The sequence below is a fragment of the Halalkalibacter oceani genome (genome assembly GCF_040544555.1).
Classification (GTDB): domain Bacteria; phylum Bacillota; class Bacilli; order Bacillales; family Bacillaceae_D; genus Halalkalibacter; species Halalkalibacter oceani.
Window position 1 is genome coordinate 117,760 of record NZ_JBEPKD010000010.1, and the last position, 19,537, is coordinate 137,296.

At 49.6% G+C, this 19,537-nt stretch carries 19 protein-coding genes and 1 riboswitch; of the genes, 11 read left to right on the top strand and 8 right to left on the bottom strand.

Going from position 1 to position 19,537, the window contains the following annotated elements; translation table 11 throughout:
• Positions 1-16: 16 nt before the first annotated feature.
• Both ABMB67_RS12955 and ABMB67_RS12960 read right to left on the bottom strand, forming a co-directional pair.
• Complete coding sequence (locus tag ABMB67_RS12955; protein ID WP_251224998.1) at positions 17-721, bottom strand: anti-sigma factor; 705 nt, start codon at positions 719-721, stop codon at positions 17-19.
• A 5-nt stretch (positions 722-726) separates the two neighbouring features.
• Positions 727-1,299 carry an RNA polymerase sigma factor gene (locus tag ABMB67_RS12960; protein ID WP_354572334.1) on the bottom strand — a complete coding sequence of 191 codons (573 nt, stop codon included), beginning with the start codon at positions 1,297-1,299 and terminating at the stop codon, positions 727-729.
• 151 nt (positions 1,300-1,450) lie between these two features.
• Here ABMB67_RS12960 and ABMB67_RS12965 point away from each other — a divergent pair, with 151 nt between their 5' ends.
• The 6 genes from ABMB67_RS12965 to ABMB67_RS12990 all read left to right on the top strand — a co-directional run bounded on the left by ABMB67_RS12965 (position 1,451) and on the right by ABMB67_RS12990 (position 6,752).
• Positions 1,451-2,608 carry a COG1470 family protein gene (locus tag ABMB67_RS12965; RefSeq protein ID WP_354572323.1) on the top strand — a complete coding sequence of 386 codons (1,158 nt, stop codon included), beginning with the start codon at positions 1,451-1,453 and terminating at the stop codon, positions 2,606-2,608.
• Positions 2,609-2,610: 2 nt separating this feature from the next.
• Positions 2,611-3,570 (top strand): ABC transporter ATP-binding protein, encoded by a 960-nt coding sequence (locus tag ABMB67_RS12970; protein WP_354572324.1) that lies wholly within the window; start codon positions 2,611-2,613, stop codon positions 3,568-3,570.
• Positions 3,571-3,619: 49 nt separating this feature from the next.
• A complete protein-coding gene (locus tag ABMB67_RS12975) occupies positions 3,620-4,546 on the top strand; it encodes an ABC transporter permease (RefSeq protein WP_435528571.1) in 927 nt (308 codons plus the stop codon).
• A 79-nt stretch (positions 4,547-4,625) separates the two neighbouring features.
• A complete protein-coding gene (locus tag ABMB67_RS12980) occupies positions 4,626-5,738 on the top strand; it encodes an NAD(P)/FAD-dependent oxidoreductase (RefSeq protein ID WP_354572326.1) in 1,113 nt (370 codons plus the stop codon).
• Between the two features lie 65 nt (positions 5,739-5,803).
• The gene (locus ABMB67_RS12985; protein WP_251225003.1) at positions 5,804-6,031 is read left to right on the top strand and encodes a hypothetical protein; all 228 of its coding nucleotides are present in this window, start codon (positions 5,804-5,806) and stop codon (positions 6,029-6,031) included.
• Between the two features lie 262 nt (positions 6,032-6,293).
• The gene (locus ABMB67_RS12990) at positions 6,294-6,752 is read left to right on the top strand and encodes a hypothetical protein (protein WP_354572327.1); all 459 of its coding nucleotides are present in this window, start codon (positions 6,294-6,296) and stop codon (positions 6,750-6,752) included.
• A gap of 372 nt (positions 6,753-7,124) precedes the next feature.
• Here the strand turns inward: ABMB67_RS12990 and ABMB67_RS12995 are convergent, their stop codons facing one another.
• The 5 genes from ABMB67_RS12995 to ABMB67_RS13015 form a co-directional block, all read right to left on the bottom strand.
• A complete protein-coding gene (locus ABMB67_RS12995; RefSeq protein ID WP_354572328.1) occupies positions 7,125-7,712 on the bottom strand; it encodes a copper resistance CopC family protein in 588 nt (195 codons plus the stop codon).
• A gap of 17 nt (positions 7,713-7,729) precedes the next feature.
• Positions 7,730-8,197 carry a FixH family protein gene (locus ABMB67_RS13000; protein WP_251225007.1) on the bottom strand — a complete coding sequence of 156 codons (468 nt, stop codon included), beginning with the start codon at positions 8,195-8,197 and terminating at the stop codon, positions 7,730-7,732.
• 91 nt (positions 8,198-8,288) lie between these two features.
• Positions 8,289-9,677, bottom strand: a complete 1,389-nt coding sequence (locus ABMB67_RS13005) for a sensor histidine kinase (protein WP_251225008.1) — start codon at positions 9,675-9,677, stop codon at positions 8,289-8,291.
• Positions 9,674-10,357 (bottom strand): response regulator transcription factor, encoded by a 684-nt coding sequence (locus tag ABMB67_RS13010; RefSeq protein ID WP_251225009.1) that lies wholly within the window; start codon positions 10,355-10,357, stop codon positions 9,674-9,676. The genes ABMB67_RS13005 and ABMB67_RS13010 overlap by 4 nt, the downstream gene beginning before the upstream one ends.
• Positions 10,354-11,325, bottom strand: a complete 972-nt coding sequence (locus tag ABMB67_RS13015; protein ID WP_251193905.1) for a YncE family protein — start codon at positions 11,323-11,325, stop codon at positions 10,354-10,356. The genes ABMB67_RS13010 and ABMB67_RS13015 overlap by 4 nt, the downstream gene beginning before the upstream one ends.
• 271 nt (positions 11,326-11,596) lie before the next feature.
• Between ABMB67_RS13015 and ABMB67_RS13020 the strand changes: the two genes are divergently transcribed.
• The gene (locus ABMB67_RS13020) at positions 11,597-12,688 is read left to right on the top strand and encodes an alanine racemase (RefSeq protein WP_251193906.1); all 1,092 of its coding nucleotides are present in this window, start codon (positions 11,597-11,599) and stop codon (positions 12,686-12,688) included.
• A gap of 94 nt (positions 12,689-12,782) precedes the next feature.
• Here the strand turns inward: ABMB67_RS13020 and ABMB67_RS13025 are convergent, their stop codons facing one another.
• A complete protein-coding gene (locus tag ABMB67_RS13025) occupies positions 12,783-12,878 on the bottom strand; it encodes a YjcZ family sporulation protein (protein ID WP_251225010.1) in 96 nt (31 codons plus the stop codon).
• Between the two features lie 295 nt (positions 12,879-13,173).
• Between ABMB67_RS13025 and ABMB67_RS13030 the strand changes: the two genes are divergently transcribed.
• The 4 genes from ABMB67_RS13030 (at position 13,174) to guaA (ending at position 19,330) form a co-directional block, all read left to right on the top strand.
• Positions 13,174-14,133 (top strand): AAA family ATPase, encoded by a 960-nt coding sequence (locus ABMB67_RS13030; protein ID WP_251225011.1) that lies wholly within the window; start codon positions 13,174-13,176, stop codon positions 14,131-14,133.
• Complete coding sequence (locus ABMB67_RS13035) at positions 14,130-15,278, top strand: DUF58 domain-containing protein (RefSeq protein ID WP_354572329.1); 1,149 nt, start codon at positions 14,130-14,132, stop codon at positions 15,276-15,278. The genes ABMB67_RS13030 and ABMB67_RS13035 overlap by 4 nt, the downstream gene beginning before the upstream one ends.
• A gap of 17 nt (positions 15,279-15,295) precedes the next feature.
• Positions 15,296-17,470: a DUF4129 domain-containing transglutaminase family protein gene (locus ABMB67_RS13040; RefSeq protein WP_354572330.1), complete on the top strand. Its 2,175-nt coding sequence runs from the start codon at positions 15,296-15,298 to the stop codon at positions 17,468-17,470.
• Positions 17,471-17,509: 39 nt separating this feature from the next.
• A riboswitch (purine riboswitch) is annotated at positions 17,510-17,611 on the top strand.
• A 198-nt stretch (positions 17,612-17,809) separates the two neighbouring features.
• Positions 17,810-19,330: a glutamine-hydrolyzing GMP synthase gene (gene guaA, locus ABMB67_RS13045; RefSeq protein ID WP_354572335.1), complete on the top strand. Its 1,521-nt coding sequence runs from the start codon at positions 17,810-17,812 to the stop codon at positions 19,328-19,330.
• Positions 19,331-19,537 lie beyond the last annotated feature (207 nt).

Below are 19,537 nucleotides of genomic sequence, written 5' to 3' on the forward strand. Positions count from 1 at the left end.
CCTTTTCAGCGCGTTTTCACGGCATGCTCAGCTTAATCAAAAACGGATTCGGGTCGGTTGGTTGGATGCTGCCTCCGCGTGGTTCTTTGCTGAGGATGATGTGGTCGAGCTGGTTGACGATATCATCCTGGAGGTAGAGCTGGCCCTGGGCGCCATTAACTTGGATAATGCCGGCGTCCTTTAAGTCAGTGGTCGAGCGGATCCAGGCCTGGTAGTCGTTGAGCGAGACCGGATGCAGGCCGTCGACGAGCAGCATCAGCTCGTTTGAGTCGTTGTTGATCCAGGCATAGCCTTTAATCGCGGTGTTATCCTCCGGGGAAATTTCATATAATGTCGTTTCTTCGTTCATTAAAAATGGCAGCGGCTCTTCGGCTGAATGCTGAAGGGACGTCTTTTGCACCTGGCTGATTGTCAGCCATGAGCCGAGCAGGAGGACGATGACGACGAGGCTGAACCGTGCTGTCAGAGGACGCAGTGTCAGAAAATGAAAAAAGGGCTTTCGCTGTTCGGTTCGAATTGTATGTAAAATCCGTTTTTTCAGGCGTTCCGGTGGACGGATGTGCGCTTCTGTTTCTTTGGCAAAAAAGGGCTTCCATTGTTCCTGAAGCTGCTGACAGTGCGGACAGTGGTCGAGATGCTGTTTCACGCTGGCTTCATCCTCGGCTTCACCGCGGAGATAGTCGATAATCTGTTCCTCTGAAAAATGATTATGACAAGACATTTTATTCACCTCTTGCTTTGGTAATCCTTCGTTTGTTCCTTCAAGTATTTTCGCATATTATTCATACCATAACGAACAAGAGACTTAATCGTCCCTAATGGGCGATTTAACTGAGACGCAAGCTTGCGGTGGGAATGACCTAAGAAGAAATTCCCGTAAATGGCCACTCTCTGTGCTGCGGGCAAGCCGTTAAGCGCTCTATGGATGGTTTCCCGTTCATCCTTCAAAATAATCTGTTCCTCAACCGGCGGTTGTTCGGCCGGCTTGTTGTGTAATTCCTCTTCCACTCTGGAATGAATCCGCTTTGCCCGACGCAACCGGTCGAGGCAGCGGCTTCGCGTTTTTACGGCAATCCAGGCTTCAATGCTTCCTTTATCCCGATTATAGCTAGCGGCATGATGATACAGCTCAATAAAGACATCATGACAAAGATCCTCGGCGTCGGCGTGATTTTTTAAGATGCCGAGAGCAATGCGAAACACAAACGGAGAATAGCGGTCATAAAACTGTTCAAACGCCTTGGAAGACCCATTTTCGATCTGCTGCAGCAAATATTCTTCATCAGAAATAGAGGGCATGAAACTCACCTACCTTTTTCCTGGGTTCAACCTTCCTTCTATTAATAATACTCCTGAAACATTGATTTGGATTTAGAAATTTACTATTTTTTTAAATCCAATTTTCCATCGGTTTCGTACTTTTAATGAAAATAGAAGGAGGGAAGGTTACATGAGAAAAAAACGGTTTGCTCTACTGATGGCTGTTATGCTGGTAATGGTCGGAGCATTTCCAGCGTCATCTTTTGCAGTGGGAGGAATTGAACTTTATACCCCGTATACGGGAATAGCGGTTACGCCGGGGGAATCAATCAATTATTCTTTTGAGGTAATGAATGAAACAGCAGAGATTCAGCAAGTGTCGATTGAGGTGGCAAATTTGCCGGAGCAATGGAGCTACGAGCTTATTTCGGGGGGCTGGCAACTACATGAGCTGGCAATTAAGCCGAATGAGTTCACTGATTTTTCAATTAATGTCGATGTTCCGCTGGAAGTGGAGAAAGGGACGTATTCCTTTGATGTTATTGCCAGAAACCGAAGCGGAGTCGTTGAGACGCTTCCTGTACAGATCGATGTGACGGAGGAGGGAACGTTTCGAACAGAGCTGACCTCGGAGCAGCCGAATATGGAGGGTCATGCCGATTCAACGTTTACGTATAAGGTCACGCTGCGAAACAGGACAGCGGAGGAGCAGCGTTATGCGCTGAAGGCAAATGCGCCGGAGGGCTGGGGTGTCAGCTTTCAGGTTGACGGGGAAAATGTGACCTCCGTGACGGCGGAGTCAAATGCGACAAAGGACTTCGATGTCGTTGTTACACCGCCGCCTGAAGTGGAGGCGGGTGATTATTCAATACCAATTTCGGCATCGACCAATTCTACGAATGCCGAGGTCAATTTGGAGACGGTGATTACCGGGAATTACGCAATGGAGGTTTCGACGCCTTCCGGGAAGTTAAGTGAAGATATTACAGCCGGCAGAGAGAAGACGATTCAGCTTGCTGTCACCAATACAGGCTCCGTGCCGATCAATGATGTGAAGCTGAGCGCCCAGCAGCCGGTAGACTGGACTGTCACCTTTGCTCAGGATACCATTCCGGTTATTGAACCAGGTCAAACCGAAACGGTTCAGACGACGATTCAGGCGAGCAAGGATGCGATTGCCGGTGACTATATCGTTTCGATTGAGGCGAATGGAGCCGGAACAGCGGGAAAAGCTGATTTTCGCATGCAGGTTGAAACGTCGCTCCTCTGGGGATGGATTGGTGTCCTCATTATCGCGTGTGTACTGGCCGGTATTTACTATATGATGCGCAAATATGGAAGGAGATAACGATGACAGAAGCCATTATCGAAATCACTGACCTGACGAAATATTATTCACAGAAGTGTGCGGTCGACCATTTGAATGTGACGATTCATCGTGGTGAGGTCTTTGGATTGCTAGGGCCGAATGGAGCTGGTAAATCAACGACGATTCTCATGCTGCTCGGCCTTTCTGAACCGAGCGAAGGGCAGGCGATCGTCTGCGGTTATCATTCCACGCGTCAGCCGATCGAAGTGAAGCGGAAGGTAGGCTATTTGCCGGATAATATCGGCTTTTATGAGGAGCGGACCGGCCTGGAGAATATCGTGTATACCGCACTCATTAACGGTGTGCCGAAGCAAGAGGCGACAGAGCGGGCGGAGCGTTTGCTGAAGCAGGTCGGACTTGAACAGGCAAAAGACAAAAAGGCTGGTCATTATTCCCGTGGGATGAGGCAGCGGCTTGGCCTGGCCGATGTGCTAATAAAAGACCCGGAAGTGATTATTCTTGATGAGCCGACATTGGGGATTGATCCCCAAGGGGTTCAGGAGCTGCTGCGGATTATTCGTTATTTGAGTAAAGAAAAAGGAATCACTGTACTGCTTTCCTCTCACCAGCTTCATCAGGTTCAACAAATTTGCGACCGGGTCGGCTTGTTTGTTGAAGGCCGGCTTTTGGCTGAAGGCGATGTGCAGACATTGGCCCGTAAACTATTTCCAGATTACAAGTTAACCTATTATGCCAATGTTTCGAATCAACCGCCTGATCTGATCGAAAAGCTTCAGAAGGTTGATGGTGTCTTTTCTGTAGAGGAAGGAGAGAGCGGGCACCAGCTCATTATGAAGACAGAGGTTGATCTCTCAGCCCGGCTGGCGGGCTTTATCGTACAATCTGGAGCCTCTCTTCATGAGTTTGGTTTGAAGGAATATGGTTTGGATGACATTTATCATCACTATTTTGAGGGGGGAGTGTCTCGTGAAGTTTCCTAAGGTTAAGCTGAAGTTTAAGCGTCGCGAGTCGGAAGAATCATTCAAACCGATGCATCCCTTTTGGGTAATCGTCCAAAAAGAAGTTGGCGATCATATTCGCAGCTGGCGGTTTGTCATTTTGCTCGTTATTCTTTTTTTGACGTGCTTCGCCTCCCTTTACACAGCGCTTTCGGCTATTCGTGATGCGGCAGCTGAGATTGACTCGAATCAGTCGTTTCTGTTTTTGAACTTATTTACGTTAACCGATCAGAACGGCTCGTTGCCGCCGTTTATTACCTTTATTAGTTTTCTCGGGCCGATTCTTGGAATCGGTCTCGGCTTTGATGCGATCAGTGCCGAGCGCAATAAAGGAACATTGAGTCGCATCGTTTCCCAGCCAATCCCCCGTGATTACTTAATTAATGCGAAATTTGTCGCGACCTTGCTCATTGTGACCTTTTTTATTTTTTCGTTAGGTTTTTTAGTAATTGGCTTAGGAATTCTCTCGATTGGTCTTCCTCCCACTTGGGATGAATTTGCGAGGATGGTGACATTTCTGTTTTTGAGCGTGATCTATATCGGCTTTTGGCTGAATTTGGCGATTTTGTTTTCGGTCCGCTTCAAGCAAACGGCGACTTCAGCGCTTGCCAGTATTGGACTTTGGCTGTTTTTTAGCTTGTTTTATTCGATGCTTGTCAATTTGGTCAGCGGCCAGTCGTCGGCCAATGACCCTGCTCAATTTGCCTTTATGCAAATGCTATCACGGCTCAATCCGAGCTATTTATTTAGTGAAATGACGACGATCCTGCTCACTCCTTCGATTCGGGCGTTAGGTCCGCTGACGATGGAGCAGGCAGTCGGAGCAATCCCGACCCCTTTGCCTTTCATGCAAAGTTTGTTATTAATCTGGCCGCAATTTGTCGGCTTGCTGGCGGCGACCTGCCTCTGCTTTGGCATCTCGTATCTGATTTTCATGCGCCAGGAAATTCGCGCCTGATCACTCTCTGGTGATTTGAGCTATCGGTTTTCTTCTAGTAAAATAGCCGATAGGAACGTAGAAAAGGAAAGGTGTTTTGATGCAGACTGTAAGTGTGATTGGAACGGGGATTTTGGGAGCGGCAACGGCTTATCATCTGGCAAAGGCCGGCGTCGAGGTGACGATGATAGACCGGGAAGAGCCGGGGCAGGCGACGGATGCGGCGGCGGGAATCGTCTGTCCATGGATTTCACAGCGGCGTAATCAGGCCTGGTATCAACTTGCAAAAGCGGGAGCACGCTATTATCCGACACTCATTCAGGCGCTGGAGGAAGAGGGAGAGACGGATACGGGCTATGCAAAAGTCGGAGCGATTAGTCTTCATACCGAGGAAAAAAAGCAGTTGGAAATGGTGAAACGGACGCTCAAACGGCGCGAGGACGCTCCTGAAATTGGCGAGGTGATCCCGCTTTCTGAAGAGGAAACGAGAGCATTGTTTCCGCCGTTGGCACCGGGCTATCGCTCGGTTTATGTGAGCGGCGCGGCAAGGGTGAATGGCCGGTCACTGCGAAGGGCCTTACTGACAGCCGCCTTGCGATATGGGGCGAAGGAAGTGAAGGGGGATGCGACATTCGCTTATGAGGGCGCTGATCTTGTCGTTCGGGTAAACGGGGAGAGCTTACTGTCCGACCAGGTCATCGTCACGGCCGGGGCCTGGGCCAAAGCGCTATTGGCGCCGCTTGGAGTGGAGTTCATGGTCAGTCCGCAAAAAGCGCAAATTATTCACTTGGCTTTACCCGGCGCCGATACAGGCGAGTGGCCTGTCGTGATGGCTCCGGCTAACCACTATATGCTGGCATTCGGCAGGGAGCATGTGGTGACAGGGGCGACGCATGAAAATGAGAAAGGCTTTGATCAACGGAGAACGCTTGCTGGTATGAATGAAATTTTTGAGAAGACGTTGAAGACGGCGCCGGGTCTTGCTGAAAGTACGGTGCTAGAGACAAGAGTCGGCTTCCGCCCGTATACGCCGGAATTTTTGCCGGTTATTGGCAGGCTTCCGAGTCATGAGCACGTCTTTGTCGCCAACGGCCTCGGAGCATCCGGGTTAACGGTCGGGCCGTTTCTCGGAGCGGAGCTGGCCAGGCTTGTGCGTGGAGAAAAAACGGAGCTTGATTTACAGCCGTATGATGTAGCCGGAGCGATTGAGTAAAACGGTCACCACCTCCTTGTGACGTGCATAGGCTAGAGTGACACTATGAATGAGGAGGAGCAGCGATGAATGGAGCAGATGTAAGAAGACCTGGCTTCGGGGGACGCCGGCCATTTGGTGGCGGCTTCGGCTATGGCGGCTGGGGAGGCTTTGGACGCCGGCCTTTCTATGGCGGAGGAGCATTTCTCGGCGGCTTTCTTGGCGGGTTAGCAGGAAGCGCTTTTTATCCAGGCTACCCGTACTATCCGTATTACCCTTATTATCCTTATTATCCATACTATCCTTATTATTAAATAAAATGAGAGCTGCCCTGAAAAATGAGTTTGGCGGGCGGCTCTTTTTGTTCTCTTGTTGCATGAACTTTCCTTATTTACCCAATTTAAGTATTGTTTTGTGTCTCTGGATATTGTAACCTGAAACTATTAAGAATGAATGTCTTTCAAAGATTGAAAGGACAAGCTGAGGTTATGAGAGAGTCTTTACAGCTGCGACCAGGCCAAAAAACAATAACGAGAATATAAAATGGAGGCTGGAAAAATGCGAAAGAGACGAGCGATGATGATGATCACGTTAACGGTTATTTTATTTGCGGGAGTTGGAACTGGCACGGTCGGATGGGCATCAAGTGATCTTCCATTTGGTAACGGTTCCGAAGACACCGTGCCCATGGATCATATGGACCCTACTCCGTTTGTTCCGGTGGCTGAGATAGATATGGAGGGAAAGAACGATACTGAGGAGCATCAAAAATCCCTTAAAGGTGTACCCATCAGTCATTCAGAAGCACCGGTTGAAGCTGCAGCAGGCGTAAATGCTCATGAAGACACCGTGCCCATGGATCATATGGACCCTACTCCGTTTGTTCCGGTAGCCGAAATAGATATGGAAGGAGAGAACGCTATTGAGGAGCATCAAAAATCCCTTAAAGGTGTAACCTTGAGTCATTCAGAAGCACCGGTTGATGTAGCGAGTGATGAACCTATAGAAGTGGTAAAAGAAGTTGAAGTAAAATAGAGTACAGTTGTAGGTAATGGACAATAGTTATAGATTATACTCTGCTAGTTTATCAGAAGCCGGAGCATAGATCCGGGGCTCCCCTTGTATAAAATGAAAAGACCGCTTCTCCTGATGAGATGGCGGTCTTTTCATTGACAGATAAGCATTTATAAAATTCCAGCCACCCATGTAGCCATTTCAAGGGAGTTGGTAAGCCTATTCAAAGAAGAGCAATGGGCTCTGCCCGCTGCGCGGTCAACAAGAAGAAACCTGCTTGTTGTTGACCTTAAAACATGGCAGCGGCTCTGTTCTGCGCCTGACTTTGCGCACTGCTTCGAGCTTGAGACAAATGGAAAAGCAACCTTTTTATCTCAAGCTCTTCTCTATGTGTTATTTTCTCCGTCTGACTAACCAGCCGGCTAATGCGCCAAATAGGATGATGACGACGGCGGTCGTCAATAGGGGCACAATCGTTTCGGCTGCTGGCGGATCTTCTTCCTCGTCTGCTGTTGCCAGCTCAGGTTCCGCCGTTTCTTCTTCAATGGTCTCTTCTTGTTCCGTTTCCGGCTCTTCGGTTACTGGAGCATCCTGCTCCTCTGTAGCCGCTTCATTTTCTGGTGCTGGTGCATCGACAGAAAATGAAAACTCACCTTCTGTAGTATGAGTATCTGCGCCGATAATCGTCCAGGTGACCCGGTATTGGCCATTTGCCAGTGGCTCAGCGAGAGAAGCTGTTAGAACAGGGCTGTCAATGCTGATGTCCTCAACCGGCACTTCTTCTTCATTTTCGTTAAATAGCTGGATGGTGCTTAATGGCTCGATTCCGGCATCGAATTGAAGTTCAAGTGTATCGAGTGGTTCTTCAACCGTTTCTCCGTCGGCCGGAGTTGATGATTCCAGGTGGGAATGAGCGCCGGCGGCGGCTGGAAAGAGCAAGAGACAATAGATACAAGCTAGCAGCAAAAAGTAATTCTTCATCAATTTTCCCCTTTCATCTATTCATGATGGTCATGAGCGTGATGATCTTCTTCATTGTCGGTCTGCTCATGAGCGGATTCCTGTTCGGATACATCGCCAACGGCAATGTCCTGTACCGGCATGACGTGCAAGTCGCGGGCGGAAACATGCGTCTGAACGGAATAGAGCCCGTCCTCGGCAAAGGCATGGGTCAATTGATAGACTCCGTCACCGGCGTGCTCCGCTTCAAGCATCTCGCCATTGTCGCGATCATCGGCCTTCCAGATTTCAAATTGAACATCCGAGGCATCGTCAACCAATTCACCACCCTGGGTGACGCGGACCGCCAATTCAAGCTCTTCATTTGGTTCGGCTGTGTCGGGCGCGATAATTTCTGCTTCTAATGGAGCGGCGACGCCGCCTCCCAGCTCGTCTTCCGGCTCTGCCTGGCAGGCTGCCGTAAGCAAAATCGTTAGCATAAGTAAGCTTTTTACTACTAATTTCATTAGATAATCACCTTTCTTGAATATGCATCTATCTGAATTTTAGCGTGAAATTGTGAAGCCGGAGTGAAATTTCATCATTGCGCGAAAATGTTCACATTTCCAGCGGCAGGACGAGGCGGACGATCGTACCGGCGCCCTCTCCTGAAACGAACTCAAGCTCTCCCCGATGCTTCTTCACAATTTGGGCGACGATGGCCAAGCCTAAACCGGTACCGCCATCTTTCCGGGTGCGGGCTTTGTTGACCCGGTAAAAGCGCTCTGTCACATGCGGCACATCCTGTTTAGGAATCCCGGGCCCGTTGTCGGAAATGGTCAGCTCCGCCGAGGCACCTCGAACCGCGAGAGTGACGTCAATTGTTTCATGCGGTGGAGAATAGCGTAGCGCGTTATCGAGCAGGTTGCGCACGACCTGTTCAAGCCGGTCGCTGTCGCCGGAAATGATGCAGTCTTCATCGAGCTGTCGCTTAATCGTGACACTTCTTTGTTCACTGATCACTTCAAATGCTTCAACGACGTCATTGATCAGCTGGGCAAAGGCGATCGGTTCGAGCTTCATCGGATACGATTCCCCTTCCAGCTGAGCGAGGTCAAGCAAATCATTGACAAGACGCTCCAGCCGATTCGCTTCATTTTGAATAATCGTCAGTCCCTTTTTCGGCTCAATCACCGATTCCTCCACCGCTTCTGCGTAGCCTTTCATATAGCTTAACGGAGTGCGCAGCTCATGTGAAACATTGGCAAGAAATTCACGCCGCTTCATTTCGACTTCTTCCAGAGAAGTTGAAAGCGTGTTAAAAGACTGAGCAAGCTGGCCAAGCTCGTCCTTACGCGCCTCGATCGCAATTCGCTGGGAAAAATCGCCGCCAGCCATCCGTCCGGCAATCTGCTTCATTTCAAGCAGTGGGGCAACGAAGGCATTGGTGATTCTTCGCCCAAGGAACAAAATAAGCAGGAAGAATACAAGCATGCCGATTACCAGCGTATCGCGAATCGCCAAAAATGGTTCATGCACCTCTGAAAGAGGATTCGTTAAAAAGATCGATCCCGCCAGATGACCGTCGTGGAAGAGCGGAATGGCCACCCCGAGTATATCCTGCTGAAAACGGGGATGAGGCCGAATCATGACAACCGTTTCACCATTGAGCAGCTGCTGCCGCTCTTCAAATGTAATCAGTGTTTCATTGGAGTATGGATCAAAGGGCGAGCCGCCGCCAAGCAGCATCGGGTCAGCGGTAAACAGAATGTCAGCGGCTGTGCTTTCAGTTACCCAGTCGATCCGTTCGGCAAATGCTTCGCTGTTGCCAGATGTCTGATACGTTTCAGCAAGCTCTTCTCCCTGTCTGACGAAAAGCTCAATCTGCTTATCGAGATAAAGCCGTTCATACAAATAGAAGGTTAACATGACGCCCGCCCCGAGGAAAAAGAGCGCGACCGCGAAAACCGTTGCCCATACCTTCGTTTTAATGGAAAGTCGTGTCATGATTGCCCCTCGAATTTGTAGCCGATGCCCCAGACCGTTTTAATCATCGCACCAGCCGACTTTAGTTTCAGCCGTAATGTTTTAATATGAGTGTCGACTGTCCGGAGCGTGCCGTACTCCGAGTCGATGCCCCAAATCCTGTCATAGAGCTGCTCTCTGGTGAAAACCTGACCTTCGTGCTCAATTAGAAAGACGAGCAGGTCATACTCGCGCCTTGTAATGGGAACCGCCGTGCCGGCCAGTGTCAGCTCACGGGCATGCTTATCAATGAGCAGGGGACCACGACGTAAAACCTCATGCGGCTGCGAGAAAGCGCGGCTGCGGCGCAATGCCGCTTCAATACGCGCCATCAGCTCGCGCGGGCTGAAAGGCTTGACGACGTAATCATCCGCACCGATTTTCAGCCCTTTGATTTTATCCTCTTCACTGCTTCTGGCGGTCAGCATGACGATTGGTACGGATGAAAAGGCGCGGATTTTCTCGCACGTCGTAAAGCCGTCCATTCCGGGCATCATTACATCGAGCACAATTAGATCAATGTCATGCCGGGCGAGCAGGCTGAGTGCTTCGACACCGCTTGAGGCACAGGTCACCTCATATTCAGTTTTTAAATAAGAAGCGACAAGCTCCAGCAAGGCTTCCTCATCATCGACTAAGAGAATATGGGGCAGCGTCTTCATTCTGATTCCTCCAGCACAATAGTATAAGGACCCGGCGCCACAGGTTCTTCGTGAATAAGCGAGAACGTGGCAAGGTCAATGACGGATACTGTATCACTGTCAAGGCTTGTCACGACGATGGTCGAACGATTGCCCGCCATCCCGTTTGGATTATGACCAACCTCCAGACGGTCAACGACTTCATTTTCTGTCGTATCGATTTTATAAAGGGAATGATCCCCGTGACATAGCACATACAAATAAGAAGTATCCGGCTGCTTGAAAAATGCGACAGGCATCAGGCCGACCGTGATTTCCTGTAATGGCTGCCCCGTTTCCTTATCATAGGCGATTATCCGATTATTTAATTCCCCGAATGGCCCATGCCCGCCAATCCATAGCTGACGGCCGTCTTCAAGCAGTCCAACCGGGCGCTCCATGACGGAGAATGTCCTTAAAACCTCGGCAGTGGCGCTGTCGATGACCGTAACGGTATGGCTGCGTTCATTTAAGACGTACAATGTACCGTCGGAGGCAAGATGGAGGTCGGTCGGGGCTTCGCCGACGTCGATGCTGCCGAGCTGCTCGTTTTTGTGGTAATCAATGATGTGAACCTGATCGTTGATGATATCGGAAACATAGAGCTGCTCGTCTTCGGCAGAGAAGGCCAGCGCCGTTAATCCTTCATTCAATTCAAGCAAGGGGCGGCTTTTTCCTTCAGCGAGATCAAACAGAAATAAAGAGGTTTCCTCCTGACTTGTGGCGATGAGCTGCCGGTCGCCGGTCCGGATCATATCGGTTAGCACCGCGCGACTGTTCGCCGTGACTGCGACCTGCCAGTTTTCATCGAGAAAAGTGAGCGTCGGCTCTTTGGCGTGCGAAAGGATCGTCAGCGGCTTGTCTGAAGGCGGTTCAGTAAAATGCTGCTCACTGCATCCGCCAACGGTTAGGAGGCAGGCAGCGAGCAGAGCAGAAAGAATATGCTTCATCAGTCTCCACCATTTCTTCATTTATTAAAATTTCCGGGGCTGATTCGAGGAAGGACACCGGCTCCGCACGTTACGCGGCCGTCTGAAAGAACCCCGCTTTCAGACGGCCTTACATGATTGTAACGGCTCCGCACGCCGCTTCTAGGAAAAGCCGCTACGCGGTTTTCTTATGGTACTATCATAGCATGGAATTGTGAAAAAACATTGAAGTCAGGTTACAGTAGAAGGAGAAGGCATGTTCAACGCGAATTCGTAGGAGGAGGGATTTAGGATGAGAAACATGATCGATACACCAGCATTAGTTGTTGACTTAGATAAAATGGAGGCGCAATTAAAGCGGATGGCGAATATCGCGGCGAGAAAGAAGCTGAAGCTTCGTCCGCATACGAAGACCCATAAAAGTCCGGCGATCGCTTTGCAGCAGCTTGCGCTCGGGGCAACAGGGATTACAGTTGCCAAGCTGGGCGAGGCCGAGGTAATGCGGCGGCACGGCATTGATGATATTTTAATTGCGTATCCGCTGATTGGAAAGAAGAAGCTTGAACGCCTGCGGGAGCTTGCGAAGGACACAAAGGTCACTGTCGCGCTTGATAGTGTGGAGGTGGCGCGCGGAATTGCTGCTGTTGGCGAGCAGCTTGGAAGGAAGATCCCTGTTTATCTTGAAGTAGATACGGGATTGGGGCGTTGTGGACTTCAGCCGTCCGAGGAGATTGTCAGACTGGCGGAGCAGGTTATGAAGCTGTCCTTTTTGGAGATTACCGGAGTAATGACGCATTCCGGTACTGCCTATAAAGTTAGAACGAAGGAAGAGCTGCAGGAAGTCAGCCGGCTAGAGGCGGAAGGTCTGCTGTCCGCTCAGCAGATGGTAGATGACAAGCTCGGCTACAAGATTCCGGAAGTCAGCGCCGGTTCTTCCCCGACTGCGTATGATGAGCAGAACTTTCCGGGTTTGACGGAAATGAGGCCGGGGACCTATGTGTTCAATGATGCGACATTGGCTTCGCTCGGCGTCGTTGACGAACAGGATTGCGCGCTTTCTGTTTATACGACAATTGTCAGCGCACCGGCTGCTGATCGCGTCATTATTGATGCCGGCTCAAAAACGTTAACCTCGGATCAGGGTGCTTTTACGAAAGGATTTGGCCGAATAAAAGGCGAGGATCATGTCTGGGTAAGCTGGCTGTCAGAGGAGCATGGCGTGATTGAACTGGAGGAGGGGCATTCCTGGCGAATCGGTGATCAAATCGAGGTGATCCCGAATCATGTTTGTCCGACGGTGAACCTTGCTGATGAAGTCATCGGCATCAGAAATGGGAGAATAGAAAAGGTGTTTTCGATTGAAGCGCGGGGAAAGAATAAATAAGCGAATGATGGGGTGGCGGATTGGTCAGCGTTTGACCGGCTTCGACACCCCATCATTCGTCGTGCCTATGTCTGACTGCTACCAAGGTGGATGATTAGCAGCAGTATGAAGCACCGATAATAATTAAGAGGATAAACAGAACGACAAGTAATGCGAAACCGTTGCTATAACCACCAGTATGTCCGCTCATATTGGCACCGCCTTTCAGGTGAGGATACTATAGATTATGCGCCCTCCGAAAAAAGGAACTGGGCGAGTGCGGAATTTCGGGCTCTTTTCAAAACTGTGTATAAAGTCAGACTTGCCTGAGCCACCTCTGTAACAAAAATTGGCATCCGCTCAGGCGTTTTTCCTAAAGGGAAAAAGGGAATAAGGCAAGCAAGCAGAACAATGCGCGTAAAATTGGTAAAATAAATGTAACGTATTTTTAAAGGCTTAAATGGTATGATGGGACTACAGCGTTATGATAGATTGGAGGCAGTCGAATGGAAGCAGCGGTTGAACAAGTCGAGAAAGTGATTGCGAACATTGAGCAAGTTGTAGTAGGTAAAAGAAAGGAAATCGAGCTGAGTTTGGTTGCGCTTTTTGCGGGAGGGCATGTCTTGCTTGAGGATGTCCCGGGTGTCGGAAAAACGATGATGGTGAAAGCAATCGCGCGCTCATTGGGAGCCGATTTTAAGCGGATTCAGTTTACGCCTGACCTTCTACCGTCCGATGTGACAGGCGTCTCTATATATAATCAGCATACTCGTCAATTTGAATTCCGGCCAGGGCCGATCATGGCCAATATTGTGCTGGCTGATGAAATAAATCGTACGTCGCCTAAAACCCAATCCGCCCTGCTGGAATCGCTTGAGGAGAGCAGTGTGACGGTTGACGGGGAAACATTGCAGCTGAACCGTCCTTTTTTCGTGATGGCGACGCAGAACCCGGTCGAGTACGCCGGTACCTTTCCATTGCCTGAAGCCCAGCTTGATCGATTTTTGTTGAAGCTGCAGCTCGGTTATCCGAGTGAACAGGAAGAGCTTGAGGTGTTGAACCGCCTTCAGCATCAGCACCCGATCGAAGGGATTGAAGCGGTGATGACGACGGAGGAGGTTGTGGCGATTCAGAATGAAGTCACGAAGACAATCGTCAGCGAGCCGGTCAAAGCGTACATGATCGACCTTGTGCATGCGACGAGGAATCACCAGGCAGTTGAGCTCGGCGTCAGCCCGCGGGGGACGATCGCTTTAATGAGAGCTTCTCAGGCTTACGCATTTTTAATGGGAAGAGACTATGTCACCCCGGATGATGTCAAGCATATTACGCCATTTGTGCTGGCACACCGGATGATGATGACAGCAGAAAGCAAAATGTCCAATACGACAGCCGCTCAAACTGTGGAAAATATTCTTGATCAGGTTTCCGTACCTGTTCCGCAAAGAAGGATGGCCCGCTCGTGACGCTGATCAACACTTTGCGGCCTTTTTTTAAATATGTTTCCCTCGTAGTGCTCGTCGGGGCGGTATTTTCTTATGCGATGTTTCAAGGTGGATTTGTCAGCTGGTTTTTGTTTTACAGTGTGGCAACCGTGCTCCTATCTACGATTCTAGTAGCGCTGTTTCCTTTTCAAGTGAAGCAAGTGGAACGGAATGTCAGTAAGAGCTCGCTTCAGGCAGGTGATGATCTGACGGTAACGATCGTCATTCATAAAAACAGGTTCCAGCCATTCTTTTATGTGCGGATACAGGATACAGTACCGCAGCGGATTGGAAGTGCTGATTCCGCGGCTTTGTTTTTCTTTTCCTTTCAACAAAAGATCGAGCTGACGTATACGGTGGAGGCGGCAAAACGGGGGATTCATTCCTTTGGCCCGGTCATTCTCGTCTTTGGTGATTTGTTTGGTTTGTTTGAAAGAAGGATGGTCCTCGCGCATCAGACAGATCTTCTCGTTTATCCGCGCATTCACCGGCTGCATGCCGTTCCTGCTAGCGGCCGCCCGAGACAACAGGAAGGAACGAGTTCACGTCAGGCGATTGAAGAAGACCGTTCTTTAGCAGGGGTGCGGCAATATGTACCCGGCGACAGGCTGACAAGTATTGACTGGAAGCAGTCGGCCCGCTCGGCTTCCTTAATGACAAAGGAGTTTGAATCGTTTCAGGGAGAAGGGATTATGATCGCCTTTGATCCTTACCGAAATGCCGCCTCTGCCGAGCAGTTCGAGCAGACGGTGGAATTTACCGCCTCGCTTGTTGCGGAGTTCTGCAAAAAGTACCAGAGTATTGAGCTGGCTGTCCGCTCTCTGGAATGGACGTCGATTTCTCTTTCGGAGCGGACCGTCAGCCAGGGGCTGAGATTGTTAGCCCAGGTGTCTTCTCTTGATAAACCGATTGAACCGGTGCACCGCCTGTTCAGCGAATGGAAGGGGATGCATGTTTACCTCATATGTGTCGAACTCAATCAAGCATTATTGGCAGTGTGCCGAACGATCCAGGCGCAGCAGGCAGAAGTATCTTTATGTATGAAAGGTCTGGGAAACAGCGACCGCCGATTGATTGATGAATGTAAGGCAATGGGGGTTTCGGTGCTTCTCTTTGAAGATGAATAGAAAAAGGGGGGAGAGTCATGCGCTTAGAAAAAAAACAGATGGAATTCGGCAGGGATTTTCTTCTGTATGGGCTGAGCTTCCTGCTGTTAATGGAATGGCTCTTGCCACTCCCGTATATTACCGATACGGGATTTATCCATATTTTTATCCTGTTTACCGCCATTTTCTTTTTCGTGACATTTATTCAATTGCCGCTTTTCGTCTCGATGCTGATTAAAACGGTTGTCATCGTCTATGGCATGTTTCTTGTATTCTTTGAGGGACCGTTTCTTTCACTTGAGTGGATGAACGTCTTTTTGATCGATTTCGTTGACAACGTCGGCTATATTTTTACCGGGCAGTGGCATGTGCTGACGGATTTGTTCCGCAGCTTTCTGTTCTTTCTTCTTCTGGCGATTATGAGCTATCTATTATTCTATTGGACCGTATACGCGCGGCGGATCTTTTTCTTTTTGATCCTCACCGTTGTTTATATTACGGTTCTCGATACGTTCACCGTCTATGATGCGACCTATGCGATTATTCGCACGTTCGTAATCGGCTTCCTGCTGCTCGGACTTGTGACGATTTACCGGATGATTGAGCAGGAAAAAGTCGCCTCTGCCCCGCGGCTTCTGCCGGTACGGCTGGCGCTTTTGCTTGTGGCGATGGTCGTAACCGGCGGGATATTCGGTTTTCTCTCACCGAAGCTCGAGCCGCAATGGGCCGATCCCGTTCCCTTTATGCGAGCGGCTGTTGGGGCCGAGGGAGACGGGTTCGGTGATGCGGTAAGAAGAATCGGCTACGGCGATAATGATGAACAGCTGGGGGGCGGCTTTGTTGATGATGATACGCCGTTGTTTTATGCGGCAGCCACCCAGGAGCATTATTGGCGTGGAGAAACGAAGGACTTCTACACGGGGAAGGGATGGGAGACGACGACGCCGGAAGTCGAAAGCAATCAAAGCTTTTTCCAGGAAGGAAACAGCTGGATGTATGAGCTTGAGTACCTGGAAGCAGAGGTTGCGTTTGCCGACGAATCAAACCGGAGCTACGCTCATCTCTTTTATCCGGGTGAGCTGATCACGCGTTCGAGCATTATGGAAGCCGAGCTGACAGTCGATGCGTTTACCGCCAAAGCGGAAACCTCCTTCGGTGATGAGCCAGTCGGGCTCACGAACTATCGCTATGAATATGTCTATCCGACCTACCATATTGAAGGGCTCCGTTCTTCTCATGAAAGTGATCCGGCTGAGATTACGGAGTTTTACACACAGCTGCCGGAGGAACTGCCGGATCGGGTGCGGGAATTGGCTGAGGAAATCACCGCAGAAGAAAGTAATCGCTATGACCGCGCCAAAGTGATTGAAAGATACTTATCCGGGCCGTTTTTTCAATATGAAACAAATGATGTCGCCGTACCGGGTGAAGGGGAAGACTATGTCGATCAGTTTTTGTTTGACACACAACGGGGATATTGTGATAATTTCTCAACCTCGATGGTCGTGATGCTGCGGACATTGGATATTCCGGCCCGTTGGGTAAAGGGCTTTACCCAGGGTGAACAAATCGACACGCTTGACGAGAATCGCAATGTGTACCAGGTTACAAATGGCAATGCCCATTCCTGGGTGGAGGTTTATTTTCCCGAAGCAGGCTGGGTTCCATTTGAACCGACAAGCGGCTTTGATTCCAGCTTTGAATTTATCGAGCCGGAGCTTGAAGCGGAATCGACGGATTCGGCAGGAGCTGACCAGGAGGAAGAGGACGAGGAAGTAGAAGATGTCTTTGCGGAATTGGAAGAAGAAGAGGAGCAGAATCAGGCGATCTCGCCAGGAAGCTGGGCCCGTCCAGGTGGAGCGACGCTGCTTGTGCTTTTGGGGATAGCTCTCTTATTTATCCTGTTCCTGAAAAATAAAAAGGTGATGCAATATATGGTTTTAAAGCGATTTATGAGCCGCAAGGATGAAACGGCCTTTATTCCGGCGTACGAGCGCTTATTATGGCTGCTTCACCGGTTTGGCTGGGGCCGGAAAGACGGAGAAACGCTGCGGGAATACGCCAACCGGACGGCTGAACATTTTGCCGCAGATGAAATGCTGCTGCTAACCGATGAATATGAGCGCCTCGTTTACGGCGGGAAATCACTTGAAGCGAGCTGGTCCTCCCATAAAGGCAACTGGGAAGCGCTGGTCAGAAAAATCCATTCTTGACCGTCGTATAGCTCACTGATAAAATAAATCAGTGCTTAATTGTATAGGAGAAAAAGCCTTCGTATATCCTTAGGAATATGGCCTAAGAGTCTCTACCGGATGACCGAGAATCATCTGACTATGAAGCAGATTCTGTTATGCTGGAATCTGCCTTTGTATGTTGTGGAGAAGCAAAGGCGGATTCTGGCTTTTTTTAAAAGATAAATGGGATAACATTCGAGTCGCCTCTTTTAGTGATTTCAAGGGAACTGGCGTGCTTAGGAAGAAAGGCGGCTTGCCGCTTTTCTTAATGAAAATTAGATAAAGGGTGTGGAAGAAGTGAACGAGTTAAACCAGGAAATGATTGTCGTTCTTGATTTCGGGGGACAGTACAACCAGCTTATTACACGGAGAATCCGTGATTTAGGGGTATACAGCGAACTGCATTCCAACAAGATTACAGCAGATGAATTGAAGAAAATGAATCTGAAAGGGATTATTTTTTCAGGGGGGCCAAATAGTGCCTACGTGGAAGGGGCGCCGAAATGTGATCCGGCTATTTTTGAGTTGGATGTGCCGATTTTAGGGATTTGCTACGGCATGCAGCTAATGACCCAGCATTTTGGCGGGCGCGTTGAAGCTGCCGAGCATCGTGAATACGGAAAAGCGCGCATCAAAGTTGAAAACCAGTCTAACTTATTTCTCGGCCTTCCGATCGAACAGTCTGTCTGGATGAGTCACGGTGACTTAATTGTCGCCCCACCGGATGGTTTTGTCGTTGATGCTTCCAACCCTTCTTGCCCTGTTGCGGCGATGAGTGATGAACGCCGTCAGCTTTACGGCGTTCAATTCCATCCGGAAGTACGTCATTCTGAGTTTGGCGACGCCTTATTAAAGAATTTCGCCTTTGAAGTATGTAAGTGCGCGGGTGAATGGTCGATGGAGAATTTCATCGAGGAAGAAATTCGGAAGATCCGCGACCAGGTCGGGGACAAGCAGGTGCTTTGCGCCTTGAGCGGTGGGGTTGATTCCTCGGTCGTGGCTGTTTTAATTCATAAAGCGATTGGCGACCAGTTAACATGTATGTTCATTGACCACGGACTGCTTCGGAAGGATGAAGCAGAAAGTGTGATGGAAACGTTCAGTGAAGGCTTTAACATGAACGTGATTAAAATCGATGCCCAGGAACGCTTCTTGTCGAAGCTGAAAGGTGTTTCCGATCCGGAGCAAAAACGTAAAATTATCGGGAACGAATTTATTTATGTGTTTGAAGAAGAGGCAGGCAAGCTGAAGGACATGGATTTCCTTGCTCAAGGAACGCTTTATACCGACATTATTGAGAGCGGAACCGACACGGCGCAAACGATTAAATCGCATCACAATGTTGGCGGACTGCCTGAGGATATGAGCTTTACGTTAATCGAACCGCTTAACGCTCTTTTCAAGGACGAAGTGCGCAAAGTAGGGACAGAGCTCGGCATTCCTGACGAAATCGTCTGGCGCCAGCCGTTCCCAGGACCTGGCTTAGGCATTCGTGTCCTCGGTGAAATTACGGAAGAAAAGCTTGAAATCGTGCGCGAGTCCGACGCCATTTTGCGCGAGGAAATTAAAAAGGCCGGACTTGACCGCGAAATTTGGCAATACTTCACCGCGCTTCCTAACATGCGAAGCGTCGGTGTAATGGGAGACGCGCGGACGTATGATTACACCGTCGGCATTCGCGCCGTTACGTCAATCGACGGCATGACATCCGACTGGGCGCGGATCCCATGGGACGTGCTGGAATTGATTTCAACGCGGATTGTCAATGAAGTCAAGCACGTCAACCGCGTAGTCTATGACATTACATCAAAGCCGCCGGCGACGATTGAGTGGGAATAATTTACTAACAGTGTGTTGACTGCATTTTGATTATATGTAAAACAATTAGAAATGTCAGCCAAAGATTTGGCAAAGGAAAAGAGGTATTGTGTTAACGCAATATCTCTTTTTGTTAGTGCGCCACGCATGGCGCGTAGCTAGGCGGTGAAAGTCCGCTATGGGGGCTGGCAGTTGCCAACCATTAGCCAAGAGCAAGGGTGTCCATCG